Genomic DNA, 13,797 nt, shown 5'->3' with positions numbered 1-13,797 from the left:
GCGAGAGAGATACGAATAGCCAAGGAACGAAAGCGGAAGCAAGCAGAGGGGTGGAACGTCTGAATTCACCGACTGGAACGATATCGCGTCGCTCAGCCCACGGGCTTCCGCGCTTGGGACGAGCGTTAAGTTCGGCGCGCCGCATCAACAACAAATAATTAAGGGCCGTTGTGTCGCCGCGCCCTTTTCGTCCACAACGGCCCCTGGAGAAGTCCTTCTGGTCCAGATCAACCAGTAATCGTAAACCAGTGCTTCCTTCTCCGCCATGAGTCGAGCACAAAGGCTGCCAAAGGTCGGTCCGGCCGAGGCTGAATTAGTCCTTGGCTTTTCAATAGATTGCAAGGATACCCGGGTGCTCCTGGTGGGCTGCCTCTTCGGAAAATTTGTCTGTTATTCTGACTGGGCACATGATTCGAAGACAAATTGTCGCTCTCAACGCAAACACTTTCTCTCGGCGCTGCCATTACCTTCTCGCGTTATAGCGACACGCCACCGGAAACACAGAAAACCTACCCTTCAGTCTTCCGAACGAAGGAAGGCTCCGACCTGCCGGATTGCGTCGTAAACCCATGGGCAGCAAGAAGAGATGTCGAAATCTTGTTCGGAGGTGAACAGGTTGCCCTAAGAACGGCTGGGCGAGAGAAAGGCCAAGCGCGGCAATCGAACTTCCCGCCTCAGGCGCGGAACTCGCTCTGATCCAGCAGGCTGACCACGAACAACAACCCTACCGCTCCGATGAGTACTCCGACGAGCACTTTTCCCTCCCCATCGCCTCACTTCTATGGATGCAGGATGGGTAGGAAAGATTCAGGCTGTCGGCCGGTCAAGCAACGCAGAAAAACCGCCGCGGTGCAGAGGAAAAAAAACACTCCGACTGGTCGCGGCTGGGACGGCACTATCCCTCGGCGCGAATAATGTCGTAGCTTTCAATCACGGCGGCGACTCCGACCCTCACCTCTTCCGTTTCCAGCCGGGGTCGCTCGATGCGAACCACTTTGCCCCTGGCACGGACCTGCACGTCGGTGGACTGGGTCACACTGGTCGGCAAGGTAAGGATAAATTCAAGATTGCTGCCCACCGCCAGGTCGGCATCCACCACGAAGAACAATCCACGGGCGCTGACATCTCGTGTCACACCTTCCCGAGGTTGCAGCGGGGCTCCCTGGCCGAGGCGGAGCCTGATCGGAAATGCCAGCTCGTAGCGCCGAGTGTTGCGCCGCTCGTTCATGCCATGCCTCCCAGAACTAGATTCGTCAGGGCCCTGGACACACACCTAATCGGCATACAGGGTTGCACTTATCTTGCCAAAGGAAGGTGGGCAAAAGCAACGGCCGAGCGGCAAGCCACTGTTTGCAACTTGATGACAGGGAAACAGAAGGGAAGAAGCAAGAGGGACGCCCGCCAAGTCTGGAAGCAGTTCCTTCCCCGATGGGTCTCGACCCACGCCCCAAGCTGACCAAAAGCTGCAAAACCTTGCCGGGGAGTCAACCTCCGCGGCAGTCCTCACCGTAATACTACTGCTCGGCTATTCGGCCAGCTTTTCGACCGAGGGGCGGGGGCCGCGCGAACGAGGCGTTCGCCCCGGGTCGAGGTTGAATTGACGGATTTTGTATAGCAAAGCTTTGTAGCTAATATAAAGAAGCCTGGCTGCTTCCTTCCGATTCCAATTGGTTTGATCCAGAGCTTGAGCGATGGCCTGCATCTCGGCCTGATCTTTCAAGCTGCGCACCAGCGACTTCAACCCTTGTGGCGGACGGACGGAGTTGGCGTCCGTGGGTGCTGGTTCGGCAGCCTCTTCCCGAGCGCGCAGCACGGTCAATTCCCGAATCATGGCCTCGCTGTCCTCGAGGATGACGTAGCGCTTGGCAAAGTTTTCCAGTTCGCGCAGGTTTCCCGGCCAGTTGTAATTGATGGTGGCTTCAATAAGTTGGCCGGAGATAGGCGGCGCATGCTTCTGGAGTTTTTTGCTGTACTTGGTAACAAAATGGGTCAGCAAGATCGGAATCTCCCGGGTGCGCTCGCGCAGCGGCGGAACATGGACAGTAAAGACGTTAAGCCGATAGTAGAGGTCTTCCCGGAAACGGCCGGAACGTATCGCTTCGTGAACATCGGTGTTCGTCGCGGCGATGACGCGAACGTCCAGAGTCACCAGCGACCGCCCCCCCAGACGGGAATACTGCTGGTCCTGCAAGACGTGCAAGAGCTTCGCCTGCAAGTGAGTGCTCATCTCGGCAATTTCATCGAGCAAGATGGTGCCGTGGTTGGCCAGTTCGAACTTGCCGGGTTTGGAGCGGGTGGCGCCCGTGAAAGCGCCCGGTTCATACCCAAACAGCTCGCTCTCCAGCAACTCCGAAGGCAGGGCCGCACAATTGACCTTGATGAAGGGTTGGTTGGCGCGCGACGAGCGCAGATGGATCATGCGGGCGATCACTTCCTTGCCCACGCCGCTTTCACCATAGAGAAAAACGGGCACGTCCACCGGAGCAATCTGGAGAACCTGCTCGCGGATTCGAATCATCTGTGCGCTGGAGGCGATGAAGGAAAGATCCTTGGTAATCTGCTCACAATATTCTTCCAGCCGTTCCTTCTCACTCTCGAGCTCGGAGCGTTTCTTGCATTTGAGGAGGGCGGCGTCCAGCTCGCTCTTCTCAAACGGTTTGGTGAGATAGTCCTGGGCTCCCAACTTGATGGCTTCGACGACGGTGGCCACCTCGCCCGAGCAGGAAAGCATCACCACCCTCAGGCTGCCGTCCACCTGCATCAAGCTGCGGAGGGTCTCCAGCCCGTCCATTTCGGGCATGAGCACGTCCAGAATGACGAGGTCAGGCCGCTGCTCTCCTTGAGCGATTTCCAACGCCTCCCGCCCGCTGGCCGCGGCAAGGACCGAATAGCCTTCCACCTCGAGCAAAGTCTGAAGATAGCGCCGAATGCTGGGTTCATCGTCCACTACCAGCACCGTTCCCTTGGTCGCCATGAATCTCTCCTTGATTCTGCTTCTCCCCCAGTGATCTACTCGGCGCGGAAAGGCAGGAGCACGGAAAACCGGCAGCCCCGCCCGGGCTCACTTTCCACCCAGATTTTGCCGCGATGGGCCTGCACCAGACGCTTGGCAATCGCCAATCCCAGTCCCATGCCCATCGCACTGGCGGTGTGAAGTTTGACGAACTCCTCAAAGATTTCTTGGTGGTATTCAGCGGCGATTCCCTGCCCGACATCGCTCACCGAGATGTGAGCCGAGTTTGTCTGCTCGGAAACTCGTTGCCGCCGTTCCTGATGCCTCGCCACTACCCCAACGCGTCGTTCCCAAAAGTACGGTTCCAGCGCGAGCACGACTTTGCCCCCGCTCGGGCCGTGGCGGAGGGCATTGTCAAGCAGGTTGCCTACCACCTGCTGCACTTTCTGCCAATCAAAGGGAAACAGAGGAAGGGCGTCCGTGCTGCGAGTTTCCAGGTGAACTTGCTGGCGGGCAAAGGCCGTCTGCCAGCGAGCCACCAGCTCGGCCATGCAATCTTCCAGGTCATTGGTCTGAAGATTAAGCGCCAGCCGGCCACTCTGTAGCGCCGAGTAGTTCAGGAACATTGAGACCAGGCGGATCAAGCGCTCGCAACTTTCCTTGGACTCAGAAAGAATCTGCGTTTGCTGCTTGGTGAGGGGACCCAACGAGCTGCTGAGCAAGAGGTCAAGATAGCCTTTGACCACCGAAAGAGGGGTCTTGAGTTCATGGGCGGCGGAGCCGAGGAAGACCGTCCGTTGGCGGTCCAGTTCCTGCAAACGCAAGTAAGCAGAGAGCAGATTCCGGTAGGCAATATCGCGTTCCTGCAACGCCTCGCGAAGCCGGGCCCGCACCACTTGCGGATCCTCCGCCTCTTCTGCCGGCCGAGACTTCTGGAAAAGCGCCAGGATGAAGCCGGCTCGCGGTGACGACCGCAACTCGACCCTGATATCGCCCGACGGCGTCCCGAATAACGGGAGTTGGCAGTGGCCGGTTGCCTGCGCTTCTGCCAGGTACTGCTGGCTGGCACGCGAGTCAAACCCGAAGCCCTCCCCGAGCAGGCACCGCCCCGTCGTTTGCTCAGCCGGCTTAGGCAGGAAATCGGCTGCTGTCTGGTCATAGGCCAGTACCTTGCCTTCCAAATCCAAGATCATTACCGGGCAATTCCAAAATTCTCCCAATACGCTTAGAAGGGCATTCGCTTCGCTGGTTTGGACGCTACTGCTCATCATCGTTGCGGCGAAAGACACTTGCCCTATCCCGCCCACAGAAGTCAGGGATGTAAGAACTGCGGAGAAACCTAGGCTGTGGCAAGCACTATAGGTATCGTTCTTCCCTTTGTCAAGAAATTCTCTGCGGCTTGAAGGCAAAAAGCTACACAGGTTCCCTTAGTACGCAGAAATCTTCAACACTATAGTACCCGGAAGTGATTTCTTGGACGGGGAGCAATTCCCCGATCTCATTGAATTGGCGTGACGTAGGCTTGACCTGCGGCAGCGGGCCCTTACTGGCCAAGTGATTGCAAACCGTTATGTGTTGGGTTGGTGGTACTAGGAGCATTAGTATCCCTTGCCCGGTTGGTTGGAGAGGGCTATGGGAGCGTTTGAGCATGAACGGCGCGCCGCCTCGCGGCTTCGCTTACAGATTCCTGTCTTTATTCGGGGTACTGATGCCTACGGACAGGAGTTCATGGAATTGCAGAAGACCTTCAACATTAGTTCCATCGGGGCACTGATTGTTTCCTCTCACCCCGTGCCCCTGGAGGCGCTTCTCTACGTGACGGTTCCCGTGCCGTCTGGGCCGCAGTGGCCGGGAAGCGAAGGGAACCCCACCCTGCGCGCCCGCGTAAAGCGCTCAGGAATGCTCGAAGGATTCCATCTCCTTGCTGTGCAATTCCTCCGATCGCTTGAGGATATGGAACTTTCAGTACGCCAGGAGATGCTTGCGCAATAGTTTGCCTCTCTTATCCCGCTCCTTTCTCACCCGCCTCTTTCGATTGACACGCCTCTTGCCCTTCTCTAGCATCCCATTGAAGTTATCTCGCTGGCCGCTTGGAATGGCTTTTGCTTGCAACGAGAGGCGGGGGTGTGTGAAGCGCCCGTCGGGATCTCCTAGCAGGGTGCACAAAAAAGCGCGCTGGCAGTCAAGAAGCTCCGGGACGGCGGTTTGAACTGGCCTCCCGCAAGGCGAGCGGGAACAAACCAATCACTGAGTTCCATCCCGATCCACCCGCCACTCGCCATCTCCGGCTGATTCAGCAGGCTGCTAGGCCATTATGCCTGAAAAGGGAACTGAATATCCTTGGAGTGAAGTTTATCCGGAAGCCCCTCTGGTCGAACTCTTGATCGAGACGCTCGCCGGGTCGGCGCCGGATGTTGCTGCTCCTTTCCTGCACCGCTTTTTCAAGGCGCTGGTTCATATTGAACTCTCTGAGCAGCAGTGCCAGAAATTCTGGGATGAAACTGTCGAGCGGCGGCGCGCACTGGTGGAAGAGCTCAAAGCCCCGGTATCGCTGCGTATGGTGGTGCTCGACGTTCTTACTCGCGCCAATCTCATCCGCAAGCCGATCCTGGTGGAGTGGGAAGATCTCAAACGGCTTCAGATCAACGCCGCTACCGATGATTTGACGGGCCTGTACAACCGCCGGCTTTTTGGCGAAAATTTCTCCAAGGAATTGAACCGCGCCAAGCGTTACAGCGCCCAACTCTCGCTTGTGTTGCTTGATCTGCACCGGTTCAAAGAGGTCAACGATCGCTATGGCCACATGATGGGCGACAAGGTTCTCAAGGCCGCCGCCGGCACGTTGCTGAAATCCGTACGTAGTTCTGACTCTGCCTTTCGCATCGGCGGGGATGAGTTTGCTTTGTTGCTGCCGGAGGCGGATTTGGAGCAGGCCAATATCCTGGCTCGACGCGTCCGTTCCAACTTCGAAGCTGCCGCGCGCCCCTTCGGCCTGGATCTTCCGGTTTCTTTGGACTTTGGGATCGCTACCTTTCCCGAAGTAGGCCAGACCGAGGAGGCGCTGCTCCAGCAGGCCGACACGCGCCTCTATCAACTCAAGGAGGCCGTCCGCACGGGCGTGGGCATTCCCCCCGAGATGATGGCGCCGGAAGAGCCCGCTGAAGGGGCCAAAGAACAACGGCGCCATGAGCGCATCTCCCTCGGCCAATCCTCCTCCTTCGCTTTGCTTCTTCCTCCCGCCCCCGAGGTCAAGCTGGCCGTCCTGGATCTGAGTCGTGGCGGGCTGGCCCTGTCGGTGACTGACGGCATCGAGCTCCCCGAGAGGTTCCACGCCGAGTTGCACGTCCCCATCCTGCCCGAGGCGCGGGTCTTTCTGCGGCGCATCTACCGGGTGCCGAGCGGCGAGAAGGAGTTTCGCGTCGGCTGTTCCTTCTCCGATACCGCGGCAGCGCACCCTTAGATCGGTTCCGTCGGCGAGCAACCGCAAGGCAGGCAACTACTCTTTTCCGGCAAGAAACTTTTTCAACGCTTCCTTCCGCTGCAGGAAGTCGTCGTCGGCCAGCACCGGGGTGGCGCCGGCCGTGGACAGCTCCTGATCCAACTCGACCCAGGATTTGCAGCCAGCGTAACGCGGGAGAATCGGAACCTTCCATGGCTGGGGGAGTCGGTAGGCGCGAAGAAAGATCACATAGAGGGGAAGGTGGGGTTTGTAGTGGAAGCGCATCTTGATGTACGACTGGTTCCAGATGTAGTGCTCGCGCAACTCGAGGAAGCGCTCCTCGCTGTCGGCCACAAGAAATTCCTGGACGATCCCGTAGCACGCCACCGCCAACTCGGCTGTGGGCGAGCTGGTGTCCAAAATCTCGCGCAAACTGGTGCAATACTCGGGCTGGAGCAGGTTCTGGTGCTGGTGCTCGTAGGTGGGATAAAGGAAGAACTCGCGATGCTGGACGTGAAACTCGCCGCTTTCTTCGGCAATCCCTCCCTTGCGCAGGAGGAAGATCTGTTGGCCGCGGGCGAGCGCCGCGACCACGCTGGCCCATTCTTTGAGGGCAATATTGCTTCCGGCGCGCATTGGCGGACTATTGGCTGCCGGGCGGGACGCCGTGGATGTAGGCGCGCATCATCTTGATCTCGTCTTCCTTTTCGCTCACGTCCACCTGGAGGAGATCGCGGAGGGAAACCAGGCCCAGCAGCCTGCCGCTGTCCACGACCGGGAGGTGGCGAATCCCGTTCCGCTTCATGAGCGCCAGGCAATCTTCGTAGGTTCGATCAGCCTCCACCATGACCAGATTTTCCGCCATGATTTCGCTGACCCGGGTTTTCTTCGGGTCGCGACCCGTGGCCGCCACTTTGGTCAGGATGTCGCGTTCGGAAAGCAGACCCACCAGTTGCCCCCGCTCCAGGACGATGGCTGCGCCAACGTTGCGTTCAGCCATGTAGCGGGCCGCTTCCTCAGCGCTCATGGTTGGTGAAAGAGAGAAGATCTCGCGGTTCTCCAAGATATTTCGGATGGTCCTCACGGCTACCTCCCTGGCTTTGAGTTCCGTGCCGAATTTGGAGGGGAGATGCCAAAATAGCACAAAACGGCCGGGGGCACTAGTCTTACCGGACCGTGGAATAGCCTACTCACATCGTATCCCCCTGGCGAAGTTTTTGTGCATGAGTGAGAGGCGGAAGCGGGAGTTGGCCGCCCGGCTGGGGGGAGAACCGGGCCTCGCGCTCACCCCGATAGAATCGGGGCTCGTCTAACTCAAACAGCACATCCACCTGCATGGCGCATGGATGCACGATGTTTTAGCCAGGAGCAAGGGCAGAGGCAAGCAACGGGCGGGCAAAAGAAAGGGCCCAGCGGCGGGGGCTAGGTTTCCGTTTGGGTAGGTTGCCCCGGGAGCGCCGCCGGACCCTGTGTTCCTCCATCCCGACGCTTCGGGACGGAGCCTCGGTCAAGTCTATGGTATCTGCTTTATTCGATGCGGGCCGACGCTTCCGGGATGCACCATTTTGGGGCAGTCATCTGATGATCCAAAGCGCTTTGCTCCCTACCACGCTCCCCCACGGCTGCCACCCCAACCGCCGAAATACCAGCGCACTCCGACCGTGGCATAGAGGCCATAGGGGCCGTCCGTGTTCAGGTCGGCGGATCCCAAATCTTGGCCGAAGCGCCCCAGCCATTCCACCCGGTGTTGCGTGACCCGGAGTTCGAAGTTCTTCGGCAACTTCAGGCCAACCCCGATGGCTCGTTCAAATGCAATCGGCGCGGACGACGCGGTGTATTTGTACTGCGGGACGTTGTTCCCGAAGAAAAACTTCGGTTCAAGGAACAGAAAGACGTGACGCAGGGGGCCCCGCCCCACGGGCTGGAGTTCTAGATAGCCGCTCCAGACATAACGAGCGAAGGCGGTGCAAGGCGCGCTGGCTCCTCCCTGCGGGCCGAACGGCCCGGCGCAGCGGCCCAGATCGGGTTCGTTGTGGGGGGGCGCCAACGAAAAATCAATAAAGCCGCGGGCGAAGTTCTTGGGGAACAGGGTGCGCTCCTCCGGAGCTCCAGACAAAGCGACTTCTTGCTTCGGCTCTTGCGCCTGCGCGGCCGAGATTCCAAGAAGTCCAATCCAAGTGAGAAGAACGCTTGCCATTTTCATCTCAGACCCTCCCCATCGCCGCCATCAGAACCGGTAACTGAGGTCAAGTACATTCTGCTCTCGGCTTCCCTGCGAAGCCTAAGCAAACGACCTTAATGTTGGCGTCGCCCCCGGGTAGGCACTACTTCAAATAGATTACGATCCCTACTGAGGTTTCAAGGCCGTTCAGAACGCCGCTGGCCGGGAAGAAATCCGCTCCGGCGCCGGCGATAGCGTATGCTCGATCACCTGACTCCTACCACCCCAGAGGCCCGCCGCTCGCTCAATGGAAACTTCTCGCGCACCTCTTCGACCGTGGCGCGCCGAGCCGCGGGCGTCAGAACTTTTTTCCCAGCACCGCCTTGAACGCCTAATTGTCCAGCGTCAGATTGGCCACCATCTGCTTCAACCGCCAGTTCTCCTCTTCGAGATGCCGCAGCTGCCGCGCCTCGTTCACTTCCAGCCCGCCGTACTGCGCTTTCCAGCGGTAGTATACCCGGAGGAGCTACATTTTGGTTCGACGGGCTTTCGGGGGTCAGGTCAAACGTCCGCTCACCTTTCAAGAAGGTAGTTGGTGTGGCCCCTGGGGATCGGGGCACGCTATCCAACTGTGACCCATGACCTCCGGCTGGGTGGCACCGTGGTCCCGGCTGGGTTCTCCCGGAGGGTTTCACCCGGAAGGGATGGTTCGCCCTGTGCTAAAATCTCCCCTTCCGGTCAAGGCAAGCCCGCCTAGCTTGATGGTGGGCAAGCCCGCATTCGGGCAATTCAGCACGCACGAGGCAGAGGCCATGCGCTATCGCAAGATTCCGGGGACGGATGTCGCTGTATCCGAGGTAGGCTTTGGGGTTTGGACGGTTTCCACCGGATGGTGGGGTGAATTCACCGACGAGGCGGCGGTTCAGCTCCTGCGGCGCGCCTACTCCCTCGGAGTGACCTTGTTCGACACGGCCGACGCCTACGCCAACGGGCGCGGCGAAACCCTGGTTGCCGCGGCCCTCCGCGACGTCCGCCAAAAAATCGCCATTGTGGACAAGTTTGGCTACGATTTCTATTCCCAGCCGGGCGAGCGCCGCGGCCAGCAGGAGTTGCCCCACGACTTCTCCAGGAAATTCATCAAATTCGCTTGCGAGCAATCGCTCGAACGACTCGCGACCGACTACATTGATGTCTATCTCGCGCACAACCCCCGCCTGGCGGATATCCGCAACGACGAGCTTTTTGCGGCGCTCGACGAGCTGAAACGCGAAGGAAAAATTCGCGCCGGAGGGGTGGCCCTGGGGCCGGCGATTGGCTGGCTGGTGGAGGGCGTGGCCGCTATCCGCGAGCGAAACATCGGTGTCATGCACATGATCTATAACCTGCTCGAGCAGAACCCGGGCCGGCAACTCATTGCCGCCGGCCGCCCGGTCGGCACCTCGTTCCTCATTCGTGTCCCGCACAGTTCCGGCATGCTGGAAGGCAAGTACACCGCCGACACCAAGTTTTCAGAAACCGATCATCGGAGCCATCGGCCCCAGAGTTGGCTGACCAATGGCTTGAAAAAGATTGATACCCTGAAGTTTCTCCATGAGGGGCGCGGCATGACCCTCGGCCAGGCAGCCATCAAGTTCATCTTGGGCGAGCCGCTGGTGGCGTCGGTGGTTCCCAATATTTACAACGAGGAGCAACTGGCGGAATTTGCCGCCGCGCCGGACAAAGCCGATTTGACACGTCAAGATTTCGAGCGAGTCGAAGAGCGGTACCGGATCAACTTCGGCGTGGATGAGGCGCCGATGCAGTTCAAGGGCCTGGCGGCCGATTCGCCGGAAGGCCGTCAGGTTCTCTCGGAAGCCGGCGTGGCCGCAGCCGGCATGCAAGCCAATTGATCCTGCGGCCTTGGTCGGGAAGCTTTCCGCTGCCTTGTCTCGCAGCCCATTCCCGAGCTTTCGCGACTAGCCCTTCAGGGCGAACCCTGGTTCCTTGCCAGAGTGCTCAGGGTGGGCAACATTTCCCGCTGCGCCTCCACGAACTTCTTGAGGCGGCCTCGGGCTACCGGCTGCATCGAAATAATTTCCATTCCCATCCCATGCCCGTCGGGAACGTTGCGCACCGCGGCCAGCATGCGCACATCGTCTTTGGGCAATTTGAGGATGATCTGCGCGATGCTGCCCACCGGTGCCGGTTGGCGGGTGGGAACAAACATCCCGCCCGCGCTCAATACGGTGGCCCGAGAAACCTCCTGGCGGCCGCAAGATCGCCAAGCCAAAAGCAATCCCTCCGGGAAACGAACGCGGGGATAGCGACGCTGCTTCACATGGTTCATGGTTCCGTCACTTTTGGGCTGGGTTGGATTCTGGCTGGGAGTACTCGCTGAAGCCAAGCCAGGCTAGCACACAGGATGCTTTCTGTGAATAGTACTGTCCGGCCAGCATTGGCCCGCGATTTTGTAAGCAACATCAACTGGTTAGCGGCCAGCCCCGTCAGAAACCGCGGCGCCCCACTCCCGCGGAAATTAGGGGCGTGGCCATCCTGCGGGGCGCTAGGCCGTCCCATAAGAAAAGTGCCCTGGCCGACGCACAGGCCAGGGCACCCAGAGTTATGACCAAAGTTGCCTGCCCGCTAACGAATCACTGTCACAACGGGCGACGTCCAAGTTTCCCAATGGGCTGGATTGCCATCATCCCCCAGCGCCTTCTGAACCGACAATTTGATGACGTAGGTGCCGCTGGGCACCGGCGCGCCAAAGCGGTCGGTTGCGCTCCAGGTGAACAGGAAGAAACTGGTTGCCAAGCTGTTACGTCCGACATAATTGAATTCACCCACACGACCAAAAGCCCGTCCGGTGCTAGCATCGAAAATCTCCAAGCGCACGCGCCGCACTTGGTGGTCGAGGTGGACCAATATGAACGCCAGGTCATCGGCCGTCGAGGCGTTCGTCAGGTTGATGGTGATCGGCCCGCTTGCCCCAAACATTGGCGATGGACGCAGGAGCGGATTACCGAAGCTGGAGGCCGCCGGATTCAGGACGAGAATTGACTGGTAATCACCCTTGAAGCCCGAGTATGGCACACGCAGCGCCCGGCCGCCGCCCTGCGGAGTCAGAACGATGAACCCGCCAAACAGACCCCGGTTGGCCAGCCCGGCCGGTTCGGTGAAGGTCATGTTCACGTTGGCCGTCCCCCCCGCCGACACGAAGACACTCGGACTGCTAAAGGCCACCGTCGCGGGCGCGTTGAAGAAGGCGACCGAGAAGGTGTTCGGCCCTGTTGCCTGCGCCGGCTGGTGGGAGAGATCGTAGGTGACCCCGCCAATGCCGTTGTTCTCCAAGTGCAAGGTGCGCGTCACCGGAAGCCCTTCCGTTTCGCCGAGCGAATGTTTGCCAGGGGTCACCTTGGTGGTGGCGTTGATGGCTGCGTCGATCTCCACCAGGCCCGCCCCCTGGCGGTGGGTGTTGTCGAACAACCCGAGCCCGGGATTGCCCCACCAGAGCCGAGGCACGCCGCTGTTCTGCAGGATGTCGCGAACTACCTGGCTGGGTGTATTTGGATGCGCTTCGAGCAGGAGCGCGACCGTGCCAGCCACATGCGGCGATGACATCGAGGTGCCGCTATTCAGTCCGTAGGTACCCTGAGCGAGCGGGATCGTAGAAAAGATCAAGCCGCCTGGCGCGGTGATGTCCGGCTTCAGCACCAGGTCGGGGCTGACCCCGTACGAGGTGAAACTGGACGAAAGTCCGCCGCTGGCATTGGGAAGACTAACCAATTGGTTCGTCCAAGTTATCGTTGTGGGTAACTTGCCCAGAATCAAAAGACCATCTGCTTGGGACAGGCTGGCGACGGGAAAAGCCAACGGCGGCGTTCCCACCGTGCCTTGGAAAATACCGGGCGCATTATTGTAGATCAATGCCGCGGTGGCTCCAGCCGCTCGAGCGTTGAGTGCTTTCTCCCGGAAGGTGCAGAGTCCACGGGTAATCAGTGCTACCTTGCCTGCCACAGCGGGTGGGAGAGGCAGATCGACATTGCAGGCCCGGCCAGCGTTGACAATTGCTTCTGTGCCGGAGAGCGCAGGCGGATTGGCGTTGCTCATTTGGATATAGCCAACCAGTTCGCCCGTGGCGAGCCGGAACGCGAGCGCGTTCAGGTGGGTGTTGTCCACCGAACCCACGCCGATTACTTTCTTGCCCACCCCAGGAGCGCTCATCGAGTAGAGCCCATTGGCACCGCTGTTGCCGGCCGATGCCACCACCACCACTCCGCGGTTCACAAGGTTATCGCCGCCGCGCGCGGTGGGATATTGCGGCCACTGGAATGCCGCACCAATGCTCATGTTGAGTATCTGGTTGCCATCAGCCAGCGCGCGCTCCATCGCGGCCAGCATAATGTCAGCCGTGGTAGTTCCCGTGCAGCCAAAAACCTTGTACACCCGGAAAATGACGTTCGGAGCCACGCCCTTCACTGTGCCGTTGGCCCCTACGATGCCGGAAACGTGAGTTCCGTGGCCATTGCAATCCATTGGGTCAGGGTCCGGCACTGGAGTGAGTTCTCCAGGGGTTGTGCCAGAGGAATTGAAAGCATCGCCCACAAAGTCAAAGCCTCCCGCGACGCGGAAGCCGGGCCCAAAGCCACCGCCCAAATCGGGATGGTTATAATCAATGCCGGTATCCATCACCGCCACGTTGACGCCTGTTCCGGTGATGCCCGCAGCGTGAGCGTCATCAGCCCCGGTCATCTTGATGGCCGTTAAGAGTTCCGGTGCGCTCTCGCCCGGATCCATGGCTACCGGCGGGTCAGGAATCGCTACGGTTTCGACTGGATAGACAGTAGCCACGCCGGGAACCCGCGAGAGAGCCAAAAGGTCGCGCGGCGCGATCTCCACCGATAACCCGTTCCACAACACATCGTAGGCATACCGCTCCTTGAACTGGATTCCGGCAGCAGCGGCGGCAGCGCGAAAGGCCTGCTTTTCTTGCTGGAGCTTAGCCCGGTACTTTGCTTCATCGTTGGCGCTGGCTTCCGCCACCGGTGCGCTTTGCAACTCCACGAACCACAACGCAGGCATCTCGAGCGATGGCTCGGCCGCGGCCTCTGCATCGTTTTCGGCAGCCGCCGCCTGGCTTGCCACAGCAACACAAACGACGAGCAAGCTGAACAGGAGAAAATTACCGCATCGCTTGAGTGAGAAAATCATCTTGGTTGCCTCCCTAGGCATAAGTTGACTTGGGCACATAGTGCCCCCAGGATT

At 59.6% G+C, this 13,797-nt stretch carries 11 protein-coding genes; 3 read left to right on the top strand and 8 right to left on the bottom strand.

Going from position 1 to position 13,797, the window contains the following annotated elements; all coding sequences use genetic code 11:
* Window positions 1-895: 895 nt before the first annotated feature.
* From VIH17_00875 to VIH17_00865, 3 genes are all read right to left on the bottom strand, one after another.
* Entirely contained in the window at window positions 896-1,228 is a 333-nt protein-coding gene (locus VIH17_00875) for a PilZ domain-containing protein (GenBank protein HEY4681786.1), read from the bottom strand.
* 297 nt (window positions 1,229-1,525) lie between these two features.
* Entirely contained in the window at window positions 1,526-2,974 is a 1,449-nt protein-coding gene (locus tag VIH17_00870; protein HEY4681785.1) for a sigma-54 dependent transcriptional regulator, read from the bottom strand.
* Between the two features lie 35 nt (window positions 2,975-3,009).
* A complete protein-coding gene (locus VIH17_00865) occupies window positions 3,010-4,146 on the bottom strand; it encodes a HAMP domain-containing sensor histidine kinase (GenBank protein HEY4681784.1) in 1,137 nt (378 codons plus the stop codon).
* A gap of 439 nt (window positions 4,147-4,585) precedes the next feature.
* Here VIH17_00865 and VIH17_00860 point away from each other — a divergent pair, with 439 nt between their 5' ends.
* Window positions 4,586-4,945: a PilZ domain-containing protein gene (locus VIH17_00860; GenBank protein ID HEY4681783.1), complete on the top strand. Its 360-nt coding sequence runs from the start codon at window positions 4,586-4,588 to the stop codon at window positions 4,943-4,945.
* 322 nt (window positions 4,946-5,267) lie between these two features.
* Entirely contained in the window at window positions 5,268-6,413 is a 1,146-nt protein-coding gene (locus VIH17_00855; GenBank protein HEY4681782.1) for a diguanylate cyclase, read from the top strand.
* A 36-nt stretch (window positions 6,414-6,449) separates the two neighbouring features.
* Here VIH17_00855 and VIH17_00850 read toward each other — a convergent pair whose 3' ends face one another.
* From VIH17_00850 to VIH17_00840, 3 genes are all read right to left on the bottom strand, one after another.
* Entirely contained in the window at window positions 6,450-7,028 is a 579-nt protein-coding gene (locus VIH17_00850; protein ID HEY4681781.1) for a DUF1802 family protein, read from the bottom strand.
* 7 nt (window positions 7,029-7,035) lie between these two features.
* Window positions 7,036-7,476 carry a CBS domain-containing protein gene (locus VIH17_00845; protein ID HEY4681780.1) on the bottom strand — a complete coding sequence of 147 codons (441 nt, stop codon included), beginning with the start codon at window positions 7,474-7,476 and terminating at the stop codon, window positions 7,036-7,038.
* Window positions 7,477-7,995: 519 nt separating this feature from the next.
* Window positions 7,996-8,508: a hypothetical protein gene (locus tag VIH17_00840; GenBank protein HEY4681779.1), complete on the bottom strand. Its 513-nt coding sequence runs from the start codon at window positions 8,506-8,508 to the stop codon at window positions 7,996-7,998.
* Between the two features lie 749 nt (window positions 8,509-9,257).
* Between VIH17_00840 and VIH17_00835 the strand changes: the two genes are divergently transcribed.
* Entirely contained in the window at window positions 9,258-10,442 is a 1,185-nt protein-coding gene (locus VIH17_00835; GenBank protein ID HEY4681778.1) for an aldo/keto reductase, read from the top strand.
* 74 nt (window positions 10,443-10,516) lie between these two features.
* Here VIH17_00835 and VIH17_00830 read toward each other — a convergent pair whose 3' ends face one another.
* Together VIH17_00830 and VIH17_00825 are read right to left on the bottom strand one after the other, a co-directional pair.
* The gene (locus VIH17_00830; protein ID HEY4681777.1) at window positions 10,517-10,879 is read right to left on the bottom strand and encodes a PilZ domain-containing protein; all 363 of its coding nucleotides are present in this window, start codon (window positions 10,877-10,879) and stop codon (window positions 10,517-10,519) included.
* A gap of 296 nt (window positions 10,880-11,175) precedes the next feature.
* Window positions 11,176-13,743: a S8 family serine peptidase gene (locus tag VIH17_00825; GenBank protein HEY4681776.1), complete on the bottom strand. Its 2,568-nt coding sequence runs from the start codon at window positions 13,741-13,743 to the stop codon at window positions 11,176-11,178.
* Between the last annotated feature and the right edge of the window lie 54 nt (window positions 13,744-13,797).

Source organism: Candidatus Acidiferrales bacterium (assembly GCA_036514995.1).
Classification (GTDB): Bacteria; Acidobacteriota; Terriglobia; order Acidiferrales; family DATBWB01; genus DATBWB01.
Note: the sequence above shows the minus strand (reverse complement) of the source record. Positions and strands in the feature narration are given on the sequence as shown.

Coding starts and splice junctions, on each gene's coding strand:
- VIH17_00875 (HEY4681786.1), bottom strand. CDS start 1,228: ATGAACGAGCGGCGCAACACTCGGCGCTACGAGCTGGCATTTCCGATC.
- VIH17_00870 (HEY4681785.1), bottom strand. CDS start 2,974: ATGGCGACCAAGGGAACGGTGCTGGTAGTGGACGATGAACCCAGCATT.
- VIH17_00865 (HEY4681784.1), bottom strand. CDS start 4,146: ATGATCTTGGATTTGGAAGGCAAGGTACTGGCCTATGACCAGACAGCA.
- VIH17_00860 (HEY4681783.1), top strand. CDS start 4,586: ATGGGAGCGTTTGAGCATGAACGGCGCGCCGCCTCGCGGCTTCGCTTA.
- VIH17_00855 (HEY4681782.1), top strand. CDS start 5,268: ATGCCTGAAAAGGGAACTGAATATCCTTGGAGTGAAGTTTATCCGGAA.
- VIH17_00850 (HEY4681781.1), bottom strand. CDS start 7,028: ATGCGCGCCGGAAGCAATATTGCCCTCAAAGAATGGGCCAGCGTGGTC.
- VIH17_00835 (HEY4681778.1), top strand. CDS start 9,258: ATGGTTCGCCCTGTGCTAAAATCTCCCCTTCCGGTCAAGGCAAGCCCG.
- VIH17_00830 (HEY4681777.1), bottom strand. CDS start 10,879: ATGAACCATGTGAAGCAGCGTCGCTATCCCCGCGTTCGTTTCCCGGAG.
- VIH17_00825 (HEY4681776.1), bottom strand. CDS start 13,743: ATGATTTTCTCACTCAAGCGATGCGGTAATTTTCTCCTGTTCAGCTTG.